Source organism: Brevundimonas sp. NPDC055311 (assembly GCF_053645695.1).
In genome coordinates this window covers 490,997-506,728 of sequence record NZ_JBSHMV010000002.1, presented here as the reverse complement: position 1 = coordinate 506,728, position 15,732 = coordinate 490,997, and the positions used below count along the sequence as shown (strand labels likewise).

Annotated in this window: 19 protein-coding genes; 2 read left to right on the top strand and 17 right to left on the bottom strand. The window is 69.1% G+C overall.

Going from position 1 to position 15,732, the window contains the following annotated elements:
* Window positions 1-42 precede the first annotated feature (42 nt).
* From ACWIDZ_RS08245 to ACWIDZ_RS08195, 11 genes are all read right to left on the bottom strand, one after another.
* Window positions 43-240, bottom strand: a complete 198-nt coding sequence (locus ACWIDZ_RS08245) for a hypothetical protein (RefSeq protein WP_128114909.1) — start codon at window positions 238-240, stop codon at window positions 43-45.
* A 48-nt stretch (window positions 241-288) separates the two neighbouring features.
* Window positions 289-1,494 (bottom strand): divergent polysaccharide deacetylase family protein, encoded by a 1,206-nt coding sequence (locus ACWIDZ_RS08240; RefSeq protein WP_453988280.1) that lies wholly within the window; start codon window positions 1,492-1,494, stop codon window positions 289-291.
* A 258-nt stretch (window positions 1,495-1,752) separates the two neighbouring features.
* On the bottom strand, window positions 1,753-3,174 hold the full coding sequence (locus tag ACWIDZ_RS08235; protein WP_453987949.1) for a S41 family peptidase: 1,422 nt from the start codon (window positions 3,172-3,174) through the stop codon (window positions 1,753-1,755).
* Window positions 3,175-3,311: 137 nt separating this feature from the next.
* Entirely contained in the window at window positions 3,312-4,406 is a 1,095-nt protein-coding gene (locus ACWIDZ_RS08230; protein WP_453987950.1) for a murein hydrolase activator EnvC family protein, read from the bottom strand.
* Window positions 4,406-4,870 carry a 23S rRNA (pseudouridine(1915)-N(3))-methyltransferase RlmH gene (rlmH, locus tag ACWIDZ_RS08225; protein WP_453987952.1) on the bottom strand — a complete coding sequence of 155 codons (465 nt, stop codon included), beginning with the start codon at window positions 4,868-4,870 and terminating at the stop codon, window positions 4,406-4,408. Before rlmH ends, ACWIDZ_RS08230 begins: the two co-directional genes overlap by 1 nt.
* Window positions 4,871-4,897: 27 nt before the next feature.
* Window positions 4,898-5,332, bottom strand: coding sequence for a ribosome silencing factor (gene rsfS, locus ACWIDZ_RS08220; protein ID WP_291782663.1), 435 nt, complete (start codon window positions 5,330-5,332; stop codon window positions 4,898-4,900).
* A 135-nt stretch (window positions 5,333-5,467) separates the two neighbouring features.
* On the bottom strand, window positions 5,468-6,130 hold the full coding sequence (locus ACWIDZ_RS08215; protein ID WP_453987954.1) for a nicotinate-nucleotide adenylyltransferase: 663 nt from the start codon (window positions 6,128-6,130) through the stop codon (window positions 5,468-5,470).
* Window positions 6,131-6,246: 116 nt separating this feature from the next.
* Window positions 6,247-6,864 carry a DUF6655 family protein gene (locus tag ACWIDZ_RS08210; RefSeq protein ID WP_125900381.1) on the bottom strand — a complete coding sequence of 206 codons (618 nt, stop codon included), beginning with the start codon at window positions 6,862-6,864 and terminating at the stop codon, window positions 6,247-6,249.
* Window positions 6,861-7,301 carry a VOC family protein gene (locus tag ACWIDZ_RS08205; protein ID WP_312219560.1) on the bottom strand — a complete coding sequence of 147 codons (441 nt, stop codon included), beginning with the start codon at window positions 7,299-7,301 and terminating at the stop codon, window positions 6,861-6,863. The genes ACWIDZ_RS08210 and ACWIDZ_RS08205 overlap by 4 nt, the downstream gene beginning before the upstream one ends.
* 8 nt (window positions 7,302-7,309) lie before the next feature.
* Window positions 7,310-7,549, bottom strand: a complete 240-nt coding sequence (locus ACWIDZ_RS08200; RefSeq protein WP_040346318.1) for a zinc-finger domain-containing protein — start codon at window positions 7,547-7,549, stop codon at window positions 7,310-7,312.
* Window positions 7,550-7,606: 57 nt separating this feature from the next.
* Window positions 7,607-7,897, bottom strand: a complete 291-nt coding sequence (locus tag ACWIDZ_RS08195) for a hypothetical protein (RefSeq protein WP_453987957.1) — start codon at window positions 7,895-7,897, stop codon at window positions 7,607-7,609.
* A 201-nt stretch (window positions 7,898-8,098) separates the two neighbouring features.
* On the opposite strand from ACWIDZ_RS08195, the gene ACWIDZ_RS08190 reads away from it, so the two are divergent.
* The gene (locus tag ACWIDZ_RS08190) at window positions 8,099-9,073 is read left to right on the top strand and encodes an ABC transporter ATP-binding protein (protein WP_312219563.1); all 975 of its coding nucleotides are present in this window, start codon (window positions 8,099-8,101) and stop codon (window positions 9,071-9,073) included.
* 237 nt (window positions 9,074-9,310) lie between these two features.
* Here the strand turns inward: ACWIDZ_RS08190 and ACWIDZ_RS08185 are convergent, their stop codons facing one another.
* On the bottom strand, window positions 9,311-9,721 hold the full coding sequence (locus ACWIDZ_RS08185) for a Tat pathway signal protein (RefSeq protein WP_312219564.1): 411 nt from the start codon (window positions 9,719-9,721) through the stop codon (window positions 9,311-9,313).
* A gap of 77 nt (window positions 9,722-9,798) precedes the next feature.
* Between ACWIDZ_RS08185 and ACWIDZ_RS08180 the strand changes: the two genes are divergently transcribed.
* Window positions 9,799-10,275, top strand: a complete 477-nt coding sequence (locus ACWIDZ_RS08180; protein ID WP_453987960.1) for an RNA pyrophosphohydrolase — start codon at window positions 9,799-9,801, stop codon at window positions 10,273-10,275.
* A 264-nt stretch (window positions 10,276-10,539) separates the two neighbouring features.
* On the opposite strand, the gene ACWIDZ_RS08175 is transcribed toward ACWIDZ_RS08180, so the two are convergent.
* From ACWIDZ_RS08175 to ACWIDZ_RS08155, 5 genes are all read right to left on the bottom strand, one after another.
* Window positions 10,540-10,809: an ATP synthase F1 subunit epsilon gene (locus tag ACWIDZ_RS08175; RefSeq protein ID WP_003167474.1), complete on the bottom strand. Its 270-nt coding sequence runs from the start codon at window positions 10,807-10,809 to the stop codon at window positions 10,540-10,542.
* 3 nt (window positions 10,810-10,812) lie between these two features.
* Window positions 10,813-12,336, bottom strand: a complete 1,524-nt coding sequence (gene atpD, locus ACWIDZ_RS08170; protein ID WP_453987961.1) for a F0F1 ATP synthase subunit beta — start codon at window positions 12,334-12,336, stop codon at window positions 10,813-10,815.
* A 37-nt stretch (window positions 12,337-12,373) separates the two neighbouring features.
* Window positions 12,374-13,243 (bottom strand): F0F1 ATP synthase subunit gamma, encoded by an 870-nt coding sequence (locus ACWIDZ_RS08165; RefSeq protein ID WP_453987963.1) that lies wholly within the window; start codon window positions 13,241-13,243, stop codon window positions 12,374-12,376.
* Window positions 13,244-13,280: 37 nt separating this feature from the next.
* On the bottom strand, window positions 13,281-14,813 hold the full coding sequence (atpA, locus tag ACWIDZ_RS08160; RefSeq protein WP_291782628.1) for a F0F1 ATP synthase subunit alpha: 1,533 nt from the start codon (window positions 14,811-14,813) through the stop codon (window positions 13,281-13,283).
* Window positions 14,814-14,880: 67 nt separating this feature from the next.
* On the bottom strand, window positions 14,881-15,435 hold the full coding sequence (locus ACWIDZ_RS08155; protein ID WP_453987965.1) for a F0F1 ATP synthase subunit delta: 555 nt from the start codon (window positions 15,433-15,435) through the stop codon (window positions 14,881-14,883).
* Between the last annotated feature and the right edge of the window lie 297 nt (window positions 15,436-15,732).

Below are 15,732 nucleotides of genomic sequence, written 5' to 3'. Positions count from 1 at the left end.
ATCACGTCTATCGGAGCCGATCAAGCCAAAGGCCCGGTCTGACTACTTGCTCATCCAGGGTCGCGAAGCCCCGCTCTTGATGCGGGCCGCCTGTTCGCGCTGGAAACGTCCGCCGCGCGGCGGCTTGGGTCGGGCGTCAATCGCCGCCTTCTTGAGCCGCAGCGCCCGCTGCACGGGCGTCTCGCCGGGAACGGCGTCTGCAGGTTCGGCGGCGGGGGCGTGATCGTCGTCGGTGCTCATGCCGACCTCTCTAACACGCCGACGTCCTCGCCGCGCGGATTATGCGGCCTACCGCCCCGGCCGCCGGGTCATCGCCGAGGCGGGCGCCAGTTGCAGGCCGCGGGCCTCCAGACCCGCCGTCCAGCGGGCGGCGGCCTCGACGGTGACGGGGTAGGAGAAGCCGGTTCCCAGCGCCGCGCCGTTGGTCTTGGCGGCCGCCTCCAGGGCGTTGAGCTGGCGCAGAATGGCGGCGGGGGTCTGTTCCTCGTCGACGACGCGGTCGGCGCTGGCGCGGGCGAAGGCGCCGGGACGGCGGCGCATGGAGCCGTCGTCGAGGAAGGCCAGGCCGCGCTGGCGCAGGTTGGTCATCAGGGCCGTCACCCCCTCGTCCGAGGTCGCGAAACGATCGCCCAGATAGTTGGTCACGCCGAAATAGCCGGTGGCGCGCGCCAGCAGCCAGTCCAGCTTGACCGCCACATCGTCGGCGCCGCCGCTCGACAGCAGGGTGTAGGGGCCGGGGTCGTTGTCGGGATAGCCGGTCGGCTCCATCGGCAGTTCGATCATCACCTCATGGCCGTGCGCGCGGGCCATGTCGATCCAGGTCTGAAGCCCCTCGGCGTAGGGCACGAAGGACAGCGTCACCTCGGCCGGCAGACGTTCGATCGCCGCGCGCGTCGTGGCGCTGTTCAGGCCCAGCCCGCCGACCACCAGGGCCACCATCGGCCTGCCGTTCGAGCGGAAGGGCCGGGCGTAGGCCTGGGCCGGGACGCGGCCGTCGGCGGCGATGCGCGGCAGGGGACCGTTCGGGCCGGGCTGGAACAGGCCCGCGATCGGCGCCTTGGGCAGGGGATTGGACGGCGCGCGCACCGGGGCGCTGAAGCCCTGGCCCGAGGCCACGCTGGCGCCGTCCGGCAGGGTGATGAGAGCCTCGCCCGCCATGCCTGCGCCCTCTTCGCCCATCAGGGCCGGGTCGATGGGGCCGAGGTCCTGATAGATGTCCAGACCGCTGAAGCCGAAGGCCTCGGCGCCGGTCGGGGCGATGTCGGCGGCGCTGGGACGTTCCAGCACGGCGCTGGCCGTCGGCGCGCCCGCGCGCGGGTCGCCCAGCACGGCGACGAACAGGGTGGCGGCGCCGATGACGAAGGCCCCGGCCGCGCCCGCCGCGACGGGCGGCTTCTTCAGGGCGTTCAGGACCGGCTCCATGGCGAGGCGCGACCGGGGCTCCGGCGGCGCGCCTGCGGCGGCGGCGAGGGCGGACTGGCGCTTGGCGAACATGGTCAGGGCGTCGGCTCGGGCTGGCAGACGCCGCACAGACGCGGCGCCCCTCAGCCTCAGTTAAGCCCTGCGCCGGTTAAGAAAGCCTAACGGCGCGTTCACCACGTTTGCGGCTACTCAAACCGTCGTCATTCCCGGGCGTGTCCCGGGAATCCATGAACACGACCGATGGGGCCGAAACGCCGCGCCTGAACCCGACCGGCGCGGATATGGATCCCCGGGACAAGCCCGGGGATGACGCAAGAAGGGGACGATGTCTTAGCGCTGTTTCGGCTCGTCTGGCTTGATCGTGACGGTCGGCGTGTCCGACTTGTCCGCCTTATCCGACGTGTCAGCCGCCGTCTCGACTTTCTCCTCGCCCGGTTCGGTGATGACGATCCCCTCGGGGGCGGCGGCCAGCCTGGCCAGGTCGCCGCCGGCGCGCAGCACGTCCAGCGCCCGTTCCAGCTGATAGTCCTTGTCCTTGGCGTAGTCGGCGCCGGGCGCTTCGCGCGGGGTGTGCGGGCCCTTGCGCTCGGCCCCGATGGAGGAGTCCAGCGCCGTCGAATAGGCCGCCTCGGAATAGATGAAGCTGGAGCGCGAAACGATGCGCGCCTCGGCCTCGGAACGGGCCACCTCCAGGTCCGGCTCGATGCCGATCTTCTGGATCGAACGGCCCGACGGGGTGTAGTAGCGCGCCGTGGTGATCGACAGGGCGCCGTCCTGGCCGCCCCGCAGCGGGATCACCGTCTGCACCGACCCCTTGCCGAAGCTGGTCAGGCCGACGACCGTCGCCCGCTCCTGATCCTTCAGGGCGCCCGCCACGATCTCCGACGCCGAGGCCGAGCCGTAGTTGATCAGCACCACCACCGGCAGGCCGCCGGTCAGGTCGCCCGGCTTGGCGGCGTAGCGTTCGATATCCTCGGGCTTGCGGCCGCGCTGGCTGACGATCTCGCCGCGTTCCAGGAAGGCGTCCGACACGTCGATGGCCGCCGTCAGCAGGCCGCCGCCGTTGTTGCGCAGGTCCAGCACATAGCCCTTGAGGCCCGGCTTCTCGGTCTTCAGCCGCTCGATCGTTTCGGTCAGCTCGCGGCCGGTGTTCTCGTTGAAGGTCGAGATGCGCAGGTAGCCGAAGTCGCCTTCCAGACGGCCCGTGACGGATTCGACCTTGATGACCTCGCGCGTCAGCACGACCTCGCGCGGCTCCTCGCCGTCGCGCAGGAAGGTGATGGTGACGCTGGTGCCGGTGGCGCCGCGCAGCTTGTCCGAGACCTCGGACACGCTGAGGCCCGCTGCGTTCTGGCCGTTGACGGCGCTGATGACGTCGCCCGCCTGAACCCCGGCGCGACCGGCCGGGCTGTCGTCCATCGGCGAGATGACCTTCACCAGACCGCCTTCGGAGGTGATGGTCAGGCCGACGCCGGAATATTCGCCCGAGGTCCGCTCGCGCAGGTCGTCGAACCCCTTGGCGGGCAGGTAGTTGGAGTGGGGGTCGAGCGCCGTCATCATGCCCTGAAGGGCGGCCTCGATCAGCTTCTTGTTGTCGACCGGAACGACGTAGGCCTGCTCGACGATGCCCAGCACGTCGCCGAACATCTCGAGCATGCGGAAGGTCTCGTTGCGCGGGGTCTGGCTGGCCACGGCCGCCGCCGATCCGCCCAGCGCCAGGGCGGCGGCACCCACGAGAAGCAGTTTACGCATTCGGTCTCTTTCCATCGGATCCGCTTTCGGCTCCGGTCGTCCAGGGCGGCGCAGGCGCCACGACGGCGCGCACGACAGTTGCGCCGATACAAACAGCGTCCGCGCCGATTTGAAAGGAATTTCGCGCGGTTGGCCCGCTACTGCAGCCAGGGGGCGGGATCGATGGGCCGTTCCTGGCGGCGCAGTTCGAAATAGGCCTCGCCGTCCTCGCCGGTGCGGCCCAGGGTCTGGCCGTCGGACACGCGCTGGCCGGTCTCGACCTCCAACCGGTCAAGGCCCGCGATCACGGCGCGCCAGCCGGGGCCGAGGTCGAGGATCACCACCTCGCCCCATTCCTTCAGGGGGCCGGCGTAGGCGACGCGGCCCGCCGCAGGCGCGCCGACCGCCTCATGGCTGGAGCGCCAGCTCCATCCGGCGGAGCGGCCGCCGAAGCGTTGCGAGGGCGTCCCTGCGATGGGCGGCGTCAGGCGGCTGCGGCCTGCGGGCAGGCGGGCCGCCGGAGCCTCTTCGGGCGCTTCGGCGATCTGGGGCGTCTGGCCGCCCAGGTCGCGAATACGGGCCTCCAGCGCCTTGGTCGCGCGTTCGGCCCGCGCCGCCTCCGCCCGCAGGACCGAACGCAGGGCGGTCTTGCGCGCCGTCAGCCCCTCGATCTCGGCGCGGCGGTCGTTCTGGGCGCTTTCAACGGTGAACAGGCGCTCGCTGGACAGGGCGGCCAGACGACGGATGCGGCCGATCTCGGCCTGGCGCTCGACCAGGGTCTCGGCGCGTTTCTGCAGGTCGGGCGTGATGGCGCGGATCAGGATGGAGGCGCGCACCGTGTCCACCGCCTGGTCCGCCGGGATCAGCAGGGGCGGCGGCGGCTTGCGGCTCATCATCTGCAGGGCGGACAGCAGCCGCCCCTGCGCCGCGCGTTCGCGGGACAGGGCGGCGAGCAGGGCGGCCTCGCGATCGCCCAGTTCCTTCAGACGGGCGCGCTGGGCCTCCATCTGCACGTCGTCCTCGGCCTCGGCGCGGCGCAGCTCGCGCAGCTGGCGGTCCAGGTCGACGATCTCCTCGGCGGCGGCGGCGGCCTCGGCGCGCAGGCGGCGGGCGCGGGCCGTCTCGTCGCGATACTCGGCCTGAAGCCGGGTCAGCTCGGCGTTCGGTTGGGTCGCGCGCTGGCTGGCCGCCGGCCCGGCCAGGGCCAGCAGCAGGCTGGAGGAGGTCAGAAGAAGAACGGCCCCGGATCGCATCAGTCGCGATGATAGGGCGAACCGGCCAGGATGGTCACGGCCCGATACAGCTGCTCGGCCAGCATGGCGCGCGCCAGGGCGTGGGGCCAGGTCTGCGGCCCGAAGGCCAGGGTCGAACGGGCGGCGCGGCGCACGCTCTCGTCCAGGCCGTCGGCGCCGCCGATGACGAAGACCAGCCGCCGTTCCCCCTGATCGCGCAGGGCGGCCACGTGGTCGGCGAAGGCGCGCGAGGAATAGGTCCGCCCCCGCTCGTCGCAGGCGATCAGATGCGCGCCTTCGGCGGCGGCGAGCAGCAGCTCCGCCTCCGGCGCCTTGCCGGGCTTCTTCGGCTCAAGGTCGATGAGTTCGAGGGGACCCAGACCCAGCGCCCGCCCCGACAGGGTGGCGCGCCGGGCGTAGTCGTCGGCCAGGGCGGCCTCGGGACCGCGGCCCGGCTTGCCGATGGCCGCGATCGCCAGCTTCATGAGGTCAGCCCGCCGTCAGAGGAAGGATCAGCCGCGGACAGGGCCGCCGCGGTGGGCGCTGTCGACCGCCCAGATCTTCTCGATGTTGTAGAAGGTGCGCACTTCCGGGCGGAACAGGTGGACGATGACGTCGCCCGCATCCAGCAGCACCCAGTCGCAATGCGGCAGGCCTTCGACCTTCACCTTGCCCAGCCCCTGCTCCTTGAACAGGCGCAGCAGGTGGTCGGCGACGGCGCCGACGTGGCGGTGCGAGCGGCCCGAGGCCACGATCATGGCGTCAGACATGGGGCTCTTGCCGCGAAGGTCGATCAGGACGATGTCCTGGGCCTTGTCTTCGTCGAGTTTGGCGAGGATGGCCTGCTCCAGCTCGGTCGCGCCGACCGGCAGGGGCTGGCGCTCGTCGCTACTGGGGCCGTCCTCGGCCTGACCGTCTTCGGAATGGACGGAATCCATCAGGTCCATTTCGTGCGCCGCGTTCGAAACGGCGTCTTGCGCATCATGCGCGGTCGAGGGGGTCAGCGGAGGGCTCCGAGGCGATTACTAAAACTCCAGTCTAGCACGCCCGGCATGAAAGGTCACCCGGCCTGCAACGACTCTTCACCCCGCCGCGCGCGTGGCCCGGATGGCGGTGGAGGAGCGGTGATTCAGCGGCGCGGTCAGATAGGTCCAGGCCGGCGCCTCGAGATTGGGCAACAGACCCGCCTGGGCGGCGGGAATGCGATAGCGGGCGAAGCGCGCCGCCGCCGGGGCCGTACGGCTGTCCAGCAGACTGCCCGGCCGGGCGATCACCGCCACCGGCATCAGCCGCATGATGTCGGTCCAGCCCCTCCAGCGGTGGAAGCCCGCCAGATTGTCCGATCCCATCAGCCAGATGAAATGCACGCCCGGATGGCGGGCGACGATGGCGCGCAGGGTGTCGACGGTCCAGCGCGTGCCCGCGCGCGTTTCGAAGTCCGAGACGATCATGGCCGGGCCGACGCTCGCCGCCACGGCGCGCGCCGAGGCCATGCGTTCGGCCAGGGGCGCGGTCTCGTGTCCAGACTTCAGCGGATTCTGCGGCGAGACCAGCCAGACCACCCGGTCCAGGTCCAGCCGCTGCATGGCGGTGGCCGCCACATGGGCGTGGCCGTCGTGGGCCGGATTGAACGAGCCGCCGAACAGGCCGACCTTCATGCCCGGCGCCAGATCCAGCCCGTCGCGCAGGGCGCCTCGGCGAAGACCGGAGCCTTTCGGCGCAGGACCGGCGTGGAAGAAGGACAAGGGCGTCTCTTGCGGCGGCGGCGAACGGATGAGCGCGGCCAACGCCTTATGCTCACCTGCGCCCTAACACGGTCCGAAGCGGCTGTCTCGCTCCGCGAGCGGAGCGAGCGCTCGCGCTAGAATTCCTTCCAGCTCGAACCCGGATCACGCTCGCCCGGCTGGGCCAGCTGCTGGCCCCAGGTGATCATCATGAAGGCCTTGTGGCTGCGGATCTTGTACTGGCCGATCATCGGCGTGACGGCGCCCAGCGGCATCCCCGTGCGGGCGTCGTAGAGGAAGCCCGAGAACTCGGCCACGCCCATCCGGTCGCGGTTGGAGTAGAGCGACAGCTCCGGCAGGGAGACAACGTTCAGGCTCTCATTGATGGGCACCCGCATGTCGGGGATGCCGACCACCCGGCGCAGCTGGTCCAGCGACAGGGCGCCGGCGCGCACCTCGAAGATGGCGTCGGCCTCGCCGCGCTCGCGCACGATGGCGTAGCCCGCCTCCGACAGGGCGGCGCGGATGGCGCTCAGCGCATAGCGGGCGTTCTCGGCCTGGAAATAGGTCTCGTCGACGAAGACGCGCGCGCCCTGCGGGATCGGCAGGGTCAGGCCTTCGACCGCCCGGTCGGCGGCGCGGTTGACCAGCAGCATGTCGGTGGCCGTCCGCGCCGGATTGGTCTCCGTCACCGAGGCGCAGGCGCCCAGGCTCAGGACCGCCAGACCCAGGATCAGCCGCGCCGAAACGCTCACCAGGCCCCCACGTTCGGCATGGAGGCCCAGGGCTCGGCCGGGGCCAGGCGCTCGCCCGCCTGCAGCAGCTCGATCGAGATGCCGTCCGGCGAACGGACGAAGGCCATGTGGCCGTCGCGCGGCGGGCGGTTGACGACCACGCCGCCGTCCATCAGGCGCTGACAGGCGGCGTAGATGTCGTCGACCTGAAAGGCCAGGTGGCCGAAGTTGCGGCCGCCGTCGTAGTCCTGATCGTCCCAGTTGTAGGTCAGCTCGACCTCGGGCGACTTCTCGGCCTCGGCGCGGGCCTTGTCGGCGGGCGCGGCCAGATAGACCAGGGTGAAGCGGCCGGCCTCATAGTCGGCGCGGCGCGTCTCCTCCAGACCCAGCAGGTCGCGGTAGAAACGCATCGAGGCGTCCAGATCCTTCACCCGAACCATGGCGTGCAGATAACGCATGACCGGACTCAGTGCGCCTCGGGCGGGCGGGCCGCCGGATCGAGATATTCGCTCTCGGGGTGCGGATGGGCCGACAGCACGAAGCGGCGGTCGCAGTAGCCGCACTCGATGAAGTCGTCCTCGCCCATGTCCATGTAGACCAGCGGGTGGCCCAGGGCCCCGCCGCCGCCGTCGCAGGCGACGCGCTTGGTCGAGACCACGATCTCTTCGGGCGGAGGAATGACGGCTTCGAGATGGCGGGGAGGCATGATCCGGTCCGGTCTGGAAAGGCTTTGCGCCGTTCCTAGGCGGACCGGACCGTCAGGTCAAACGTCCGAGGCCGGCGCCTTGCGGCCCATCACCCGATCGAACAGGGCCTTGCGCTTCTTGAACAGGGTCAAGCCCAGGCACCCCGCGCCGACCCACAGGCCGATCTCGCCGACCACGGCGGCGACCGCGGCGATGACCGCCGCCTGGGCCATGGGCAGATACTCAAGCTTGCCCGCCAGCAGGGCCAGGGTGAAGCCGGCATAGCCGACGACGCAGAACCCCATGGCGATGAAGCCGATCAGGCGGGTGCGGGTCAGGGGCTTGCGGGGGGAGACGGCGGCGGTCATGGCGTGTCCTTATCCAAGGGAAGTTGTCTTTCTGACAAGCACGCTAGACACAACCGATACGGTCGTCAAGCGACTTTGACATATCGTCTCGCAGACTTGTCCAGTTCGGCGCCCTGAGACGCTTGGCGAACGGCCCTCGGCCCCCTACCTATGCCGTCCGGCCCCGCCTCCCCGACACCTGCCTGAGTTGAAGTCCGCGCCATGACACAAACGCCTCGCCTGCCCGTCAACGCCATCGAGGTCAGGGGGCTGAAGAAGACCTACAAGGGCTCGCGCAAGTCGCCGCCGAAGACGGCCCTGCGCGGGGTCGACCTGACGGTGCCGCGCGGCTCCATGTTCGGCCTTCTGGGGCCGAACGGCGCGGGAAAGTCGACCCTGATCAACATCATCGCCGGGGTGGTGAACAAGTCCGAGGGCACGGTCCGCATCTGGGACCGCGACATCGACCATGAGGCGCGCGACGCCCGCTCGGCCCTGGGCGTGGTGCCGCAGGAGATCGTCGCCGACGTCTTCTTCACCCCGCGCGAGGCGCTGGAGGTGCAGGCCGGCTTCTATGGCGTGCCCGCCAATGAGCGCCGCTCGGACGAGCTGCTGGCGGCGCTCGGCCTGTCCGACAAGGCCAACGCCTATGTCCGCGCCCTGTCCGGCGGCATGAAGCGGCGCCTGATGGTGGCCAAGGCCCTGGTGCACAATCCGCCGGTGCTGATCCTGGACGAGCCGACGGCGGGCGTGGACGTCGAGCTGCGCCGCCAGCTGTGGGACTATGTCCGCAAGATCAACGAGGAGGGGGTGACGGTGATCCTGACCACCCACTACCTCGAAGAGGCGCAGGAGCTGTGCGACACCATCGCCATCATCAACCGCGGCGAGGTCGTGGCCTGCGAGCCGACCGAACAGCTCTTGAAGCGGCTGGACACCCGCAATGTGGTGGTGACGCCCGAGACGGCGCCCGAGACCCTGCCCGCCCTGAACGGCTTCATCGTCGCCCCGCGCGCCAACGGCGCCTTCGTCGTCACCTATCGCACGGGCGAATCCAGCGTCGAGCAGGTGCTGGCCGCCGTCCGCGCGGCGGGCGTGACCATCAAGGACATCGCCACCGAGGACCCGGATCTGGAAGACGTCTTCCTGGCCATGACCTACGGCGACACGAGCCGCCCCGATCCGACGCAGGACTGAGGCGCGGGCGTCGCGACGCCCCCTCGCCCGCCGCTCCTGCCTCTCCCGCTCCTCCTGCTCTTCTTCCCGCTGCCTTCCCCACGCCGTCATCCTCGGGCTTGACCCGAGGATCCAGTCATCCGCCTGCACGACATAGGCGAGGTCGAGCGCGCCCTGCGCTGGATCCTCGGGTCAAGCCCGAGGATGACGGCATGTGTGTGGGGGGGCGGATATGTAGGAACGTCAGCGGTTACCGCCTCAGGCCGCCATCACCGTGCCGAGCAGAAGTTTCGCCCCCGGCCTGCCCAGAATGGCGTCGGTGGCGTGTTGCAGGGCGACCGCCAGCCATTCGACGTTCGGCGGCGCGTCCGGCAGCAGCCGCTCGGCGGCGATGCGGGCGATCTCATTGTAGGCGGCGCTGAGACGCGGCTGGGACAGGCGCGCCCGCTCCATCAAGGCGCCGTCGGCGATGTCGAGACCCGTCTCGACCGTCAACACGCCGCGTCGCCCGTCGCGGCGCAGAACCGTGGCCGTAGCGGTCGGCATGGACAGATAGCCGCCCTTGCCGCCCCCGCTCTTCTCCGCAGAGGCATGAGCGGCGCCGGCCGCCGCGAGGCCGCCGAGAGCCGCGCCGTTCAGAGCCAGGGCGATCAGTTGACGTCTGTCCATGACGCCACCCTAGCCGGGCGGCCTTTCCCGGACGTTGACGCCTAGCCCGCGTCGAGACGGCGGCGTATGCGAAGGACATGACCATCGATCTGTCCCTCTATCGCCCCAACGTCGGGGTCGTCCTGTTCAACCCGGCCGGCCAGGTCTGGTTCGGCCGCCGCGCCGACACGCCCGAGCCGTGGAACTGGCAGTTCCCGCAAGGCGGCGTCGACGACGGCGAAGACCTGGAAGCCGCCGCCCGCCGCGAACTGCATGAAGAGACGGGCGTGCGCTCCATCGCCCTTCTGGGCCGCACGACCGAGTGGATTCCCTATGACTTTCCCGCAGGCCTGCCGAGCCCGAAGAGTTGGAAGGGGCTGAAGGGGCAACGCCAGCAGTGGTTCGCCTTTCGCCTCACCGGCGGGGAGGATGAGATCGACCTGAACGGCCACGGCGAGCCCGAATTCGACGCCTGGCGCTGGGGGCGACTGGAAGAGGCGCCCGGCCTGATCGTGCCGTTCAAGCGCCCGGTCTATGAGCAGGTGGTGCGGGCGTTTGGGGAATGGGCCGCCTGACGCTCTGACGCCTCTCTAGGCGCCCGCCATCGCCCTTCTGATGCCTCTCCCGTCATCCTCGGGCTTGACCCGAGGATCCAGCCGTCCGTGTGCGAAACCTGGCCAGGTGGAGCGCGTCCCGCACTGGATCCTCGGGTCAAGCCCGACGATGACGGCGGAGCAGGGAGTGATGGCGGAGTAAAGGAAGGCTGCGCATCATAAGACGCACGAAAAAGGCCCCTCGCCGCAAGCGAGGGGCCTTCAATCGTTTCAGCCGTGCGAACCTCAGTTCGCGGTCAGCTCCGAAGCCTCTTCGGCCAGGATGGTCAGGCCTTCGCCGTTGACGTCGGCGAAGCCGCCCTTGACCTCGAAGCGGCGGCGCTGGGCGCCGTCATAGACCGTCACCACGCCTTCGCGCAGGGTGGTCATGAAGGGCGCGTGGCCCGGCAGGACGCCGAAGTCGCCCTCGACGCCCGGCGCATCGACCTGATCGACCGAACCGGCGAAGACTTCGCGTTCCGGGGCGACGAGGGAGAAGTTCAGCTTACCGGCCATGGCTTAGGCTTCCGCAGCCATCTTGGCGGCCTTTTCGACGGCCTCTTCGATGGCGCCGACCATGTAGAAGGCGGCTTCCGGCAGGTGGTCGTATTCGCCGTCGCAGATGGCCTTGAACGAGCGGATGGTGTCGGCCAGCTCGACGAACTTGCCCGGCGAGCCGGTGAACTGTTCGGCCACGAAGAAGGGCTGCGACAGGAAGCGCTGGATCTTGCGGGCGCGCGACACGACCAGCTTGTCGTCTTCCGACAGCTCGTCCATGCCCAGGATGGCGATGATGTCCTTCAGCGCCTTGTACTGCTGCAGGATTTCCTGAACGCGACGGGCGACGGTGTAGTGCTCCTCGCCGATCACCAGCGGGTCCATGATCCGCGAGGTGGAGTCCAGCGGGTCCACGGCCGGGAAGATGGCCTGGGCGGCGATGTCGCGGTTCAGAACCGTCGTCGCGTCCAGGTGGGCGAACGAGGCGGCGGGCGCCGGGTCGGTCAAGTCGTCGGCCGGGACGTAGATGGCCTGGATCGAGGTGATCGAGCCCTTCTTGGTCGAGGTGATGCGCTCCTGCAGGTTGCCCATCTCGGTGGCCAGCGTCGGCTGATAGCCCACGGCCGAGGGGATGCGGCCCAGCAGAGCCGACATTTCCGAACCGGCTTGCGTGAAGCGGAAGATGTTGTCGATGAACAGCAGGACGTCCTTGCCCTCTTCATCGCGGAAGTATTCGGCCTGGGCCAGGCCGGTCAGGGCCACGCGGGCGCGGGCGCCGGGGGGCTCGTTCATCTGGCCGTAGACCAGGGCGCACTTGGAGCCTTCGCCGCCGCCGGCGACGTTCACGTTCGACTCGATCATCTCGTGATACAGGTCGTTGCCTTCGCGGGTGCGTTCGCCCACGCCGGCCAGAACCGAATAACCGCCGTAAGCCTTGGCGATGTTGTTGATCAGTTCCTGCATGGTCACGGTCTTGCCGACGCCGGCGCCGCCGAACAGGCCGGTCTTGCCGCCCTTGGTGTAGGGGCAGATCAGGTCGATGACCTTGATGCCCGTGACCAGGATTTCCGACGAGGTCGACTGCTCTTCGAACGAAGGCGCCTCGCGGTGGATCGGTCGGAACTCGGTGGTCTTGATCGGACCGGCTTCGTCGATCGGCTGGCCGACGACGTTCATGATGCGGCCGAGGGTGCCGGGGCCGACCGGCGCCATGATCGACTTGCCGGTGTCGACGACGGCCTGGCCGCGCGTCAGACCTTCGGTCGTGTCCATGGCGATGGTGCGGACCATGTTCTCACCCAGGTGCTGGGCGACTTCCAGGACCAGGGTGAAGGGCTCGCCCGTTTTCTGGTCGACGTTCTGGGTTTCCAGAGCGTTCAGGATGCCCGGCAGATGGCCGTCGAACTCAACGTCGACGACGGCGCCGATGACCTGGGCGATCTTGCCCTGGGCCGTGACGGCGGCGGCGGCCTTCGGAGCGGCGGCCTTCTTGGGAGCGGCCGGCTTTTTGGCGGCGGGTTTCTTCGGGGCGGTGGTGTCGGTCATCGGTGCTTGTCCGTGTCGAATGTCAGCTGTGTCGGGATCAGAGCGCTTCAGCGCCGGCGATGATCTCGATCAGCTCGGTGGTGATCTGAGCCTGGCGGGAACGGTTGTACTGCAGCGTCAGGGCGCTGATGAGATCGCCCGCGTTGCGCGTGGCGTTGTCCATCGCGGCCATCTGGGCGCCGAAGAAGCCGGCCTGGTTCTCCAGCAGAGCGGCCAGGATCTGCGTCGTCAGGTTGCGCGGCAGCAGGGTCTCGAGGATGTCCTCTTCCGACGGCTCGTACTCATAGAGCGCGCCGGCGTCCGACGAGGCGTCGGCGTCGACTTCGTCCGGGGCCAGCTGACGCGACGACGGGACCTGGGAGATCACCGACTTGAACTGGCTGTAGAAGAGGGTGACCTTGTCGGCCTCGTCCGCCTCGAACTTCTCGGCCAGCAGTTCGGCGATCGGCTGGGCCGCGTGTAGGCCCACCGTCTTGTGCTCGCTCAGCTCGAAGGTCCTGACGACCTTGTCGCCGAACAGGCGGGTCAGCTGGTCGCGCGACTTGCGGCCGACGGCGACGATCTCGACCGTCTTGCCGTTGGCGATCAGGCTGTTGATGTGGTCCCGCGCGGCGCGGATGACGTTGGTCGAGAACCCGCCCGCCAGACCCTTGTCGGCCGTGGCGACGACGACCAGGTGCTTCTGGTCGGCGCCGGTTCCGGTCATCAGGCGCGGGCCGTCGTCGCCGACGCCGGCCGCCAGGTTGGCGATGACCGAGGCCATCCGCGTCGCATAGGGGCGGGCGTTCTCCGCCTGCTCCTGGGCGCGCTTCAGCTTGGCCGCCGCGACCATCTGCATGGCTTTCGTGATCTTCTGCGTCGCTTTGACGCTTCCGATCCGATCGCGCATTTCCTTGAGGCTAGCCATCCGGCTCTGCTCTTCCTTTGACTACAGGGCCGAACGATCAGGCGAAGGTCTTGGCGAAGGCCGCCAGGATGTCCTTCAGCTCGGCTTCCAGCTCGGGCGTCAGGGCCTTCTTGGTGCGGATGCCGTCCAGCAGCGAGGCGTGGTTGGCGTGGATGCGGGCCAGCAGTTCGCTCTCGAAGCGGCCGACGTCCGAAACGGCGATGGCGTCCAGGTAGCCGCGCGTGCCGGCGTAGATCGACACGACCTGCTCTTCGACCGCCAGCGGCGAGTACTGCGGCTGCTTCAGCAGCTCGGTCAGGCGGGCGCCGCGCGCCAGCAGGCGCTGGGTCGAGACGTCCAGGTCCGAGCCGAACTTCGCGAAGGCGGCCATTTCACGATACTGGGCCAGCTCGCCCTTGATCGAACCGGCGACCTGTTTCATCGCCTTGATCTGGGCCGAGGAGCCGACGCGCGACACCGAGATGCCGACGTTCACGGCCGGACGGATGCCCTGATAGAACAGGTCCGATTCCAGGAAGATCTGGCCGTCGGTGATCGAGATCACGTTGGTCGGGATGTAGGCCGACACGTCGTTGGCCTGGGTCTCGATGATCGGCAGGGCGGTCAGCGAGCCCGAGCCGTAATCCTCGTTCAGCTTGGCCGAACGCTCCAGCAGACGGGAGTGCAGGTAGAAGACGTCGCCCGGATAGGCTTCACGGCCCGGCGGACGGCGCAGCAGCAGCGACATCTGGCGGTAGGCCACGGCCTGCTTGGACAGGTCGTCATAGATGATCAGGCCGTGCATGCCGTTGTCGCGGAAATACTCGCCCATGGCGGTGCCGGCGAACGGGGCCAGGAACTGCAGCGGGGCCGGCTCCGACGCCGTGGCGGCGACGACGATGGTGTATTCCAGCGCGCCCGACTCTTCGAGGGTCTTGACGATCTGGGCCACGGTCGAGCGCTTCTGACCGATGGCGACGTAGATGCAGTAGAGCTTGGCCGACTCGTCGTCCGACTTGTTGACCGTCTTCTGGTTCAGGATGGTGTCGATGGCGACGGCGGTCTTGCCGACCTGACGGTCGCCGATGATCAGCTCGCGCTGGCCGCGGCCGACCGGGATCAGGGTGTCGATGGCCTTCATGCCCGTCTGCATCGGCTCGTGCACCGACTTGCGCGGGATGATGCCGGGGGCCTTCACGTCGACGCGGCGACGCTCGGTGAACTGGATCGGGCCCTTGCCGTCGATCGGCTCGCCCAGCGGGTTGACGACGCGGCCCAGCAGGCCCTTGCCGACCGGCACGTCCACGATCTCGCCCAGGCGGCGCACGTCGTCGCCCTCGGCGATGGCGGCGTCCGCGCCGAAGATCACGGCGCCGACGTTGTCGCGTTCCAGGTTCAGGGCCATGCCCTTCACGCCGGCCTTGGTGAACTCGACCATTTCACCGGCCTGAACGTTGTCGAGGCCGTGGATGCGCGCGATGCCGTCGCCGACCGACAGCACCTGGCCGACGTCCGAGACGTCGGCTTCCACGCCGAAGTTGGCGATCTGCGACTTGAGGATGGCCGAGATTTCGGCGGCGCGGATATCCATGATGGGCTCTTTCGGCTTTCGTCTTCGGTGCGGGCCCGTCGGCCCGGCTTGATCTGAAATTCGGGGCTTAGGCGCGCTTCAGCGCAAAGGTCATCTGGTCGAGCTTGGTCTTCAGCGAGGCGTCGAACAGCTTCGAGCCCACCTTGACCTTGAGGCCGCCCAGGATCGACGGATCGACGCGGGCGGTCAGCTCGGGGTCGCGGCCCAGGGCGGCGCGCAGCTCGGCCTGGATCTTCTTGGTCTGGGCGGCGCTCAGGGCCACGGCCGAGACCACCTCGGCGGCCACGACGCCCGTCTTCCTGGCGTACAGCGCCTCGAAGGCAGCGATCACGCCCGGCAGGTCGGCCGCGCGGCCGTTCTGGCCCAGCAACCCGAGGAAGTTGCGCGTCGTCGCCTTGAACTTGGCCTTGTCGGCGATGGCCGCCAGACCCTTGGCCTGATCGTCCGAAGAGATCAGCGGCGAGGTCGCCAGACGGCGCAGGTCGGCGCTGTCGATCCAGGCCGCCTTGAGCGAAGCCAGATCGGCGCGCACGGCGTCCAGCGCCCCCGTCTCATCCGCCAGGTCGAACAGCGCCTGTGCATACCGTCCGCCGACTTCCGTCGTCCTGAATTCGTCCGCCACTTATATTTGGTCCGCGTCTGAAGCGTTTGGATCAAGACCGGCCGCAGTCGCCCGCGCCAGCCAAGGGCCTGAAATGCTTGTAGAAAGCACGCTGGGGACGCATCTTTCGATACGCCCTTCGCTAAAGCCGCGCGGCTGATACCATGCAAGGCGGAAACCCGCAACCAAGGGGCGCGGAACGATAACGCCGCACCCGCGCTCTCTTTGGTCTAAGATGGACCGGCCAAGCTGGAGCGATCAGAAGAGCCTGCGACGATGACGACGCGGCTGGGCGCTTGATGCGCGCTCACGCTCCCG

Coding starts and splice junctions, on each gene's coding strand:
- ACWIDZ_RS08245 (WP_128114909.1), bottom strand. CDS start 240: ATGAGCACCGACGACGATCACGCCCCCGCCGCCGAACCTGCAGACGCC.
- ACWIDZ_RS08240 (WP_453988280.1), bottom strand. CDS start 1,494: ATGTTCGCCAAGCGCCAGTCCGCCCTCGCCGCCGCCGCAGGCGCGCCG.
- ACWIDZ_RS08235 (WP_453987949.1), bottom strand. CDS start 3,174: ATGCGTAAACTGCTTCTCGTGGGTGCCGCCGCCCTGGCGCTGGGCGGA.
- ACWIDZ_RS08230 (WP_453987950.1), bottom strand. CDS start 4,406: ATGCGATCCGGGGCCGTTCTTCTTCTGACCTCCTCCAGCCTGCTGCTG.
- rlmH (WP_453987952.1), bottom strand. CDS start 4,870: ATGAAGCTGGCGATCGCGGCCATCGGCAAGCCGGGCCGCGGTCCCGAG.
- rsfS (WP_291782663.1), bottom strand. CDS start 5,332: ATGGACCTGATGGATTCCGTCCATTCCGAAGACGGTCAGGCCGAGGAC.
- ACWIDZ_RS08205 (WP_312219560.1), bottom strand. CDS start 7,301: ATGCGTTATCTGCACGCCATGGTTCGGGTGAAGGATCTGGACGCCTCG.
- ACWIDZ_RS08200 (WP_040346318.1), bottom strand. CDS start 7,549: ATGCCTCCCCGCCATCTCGAAGCCGTCATTCCTCCGCCCGAAGAGATC.
- ACWIDZ_RS08195 (WP_453987957.1), bottom strand. CDS start 7,897: ATGACCGCCGCCGTCTCCCCCCGCAAGCCCCTGACCCGCACCCGCCTG.
- ACWIDZ_RS08190 (WP_312219563.1), top strand. CDS start 8,099: ATGACACAAACGCCTCGCCTGCCCGTCAACGCCATCGAGGTCAGGGGG.
- ACWIDZ_RS08185 (WP_312219564.1), bottom strand. CDS start 9,721: ATGGACAGACGTCAACTGATCGCCCTGGCTCTGAACGGCGCGGCTCTC.
- ACWIDZ_RS08180 (WP_453987960.1), top strand. CDS start 9,799: ATGACCATCGATCTGTCCCTCTATCGCCCCAACGTCGGGGTCGTCCTG.
- ACWIDZ_RS08175 (WP_003167474.1), bottom strand. CDS start 10,809: ATGGCCGGTAAGCTGAACTTCTCCCTCGTCGCCCCGGAACGCGAAGTC.
- atpD (WP_453987961.1), bottom strand. CDS start 12,336: ATGACCGACACCACCGCCCCGAAGAAACCCGCCGCCAAAAAGCCGGCC.
- ACWIDZ_RS08165 (WP_453987963.1), bottom strand. CDS start 13,243: ATGGCTAGCCTCAAGGAAATGCGCGATCGGATCGGAAGCGTCAAAGCG.
- atpA (WP_291782628.1), bottom strand. CDS start 14,813: ATGGATATCCGCGCCGCCGAAATCTCGGCCATCCTCAAGTCGCAGATC.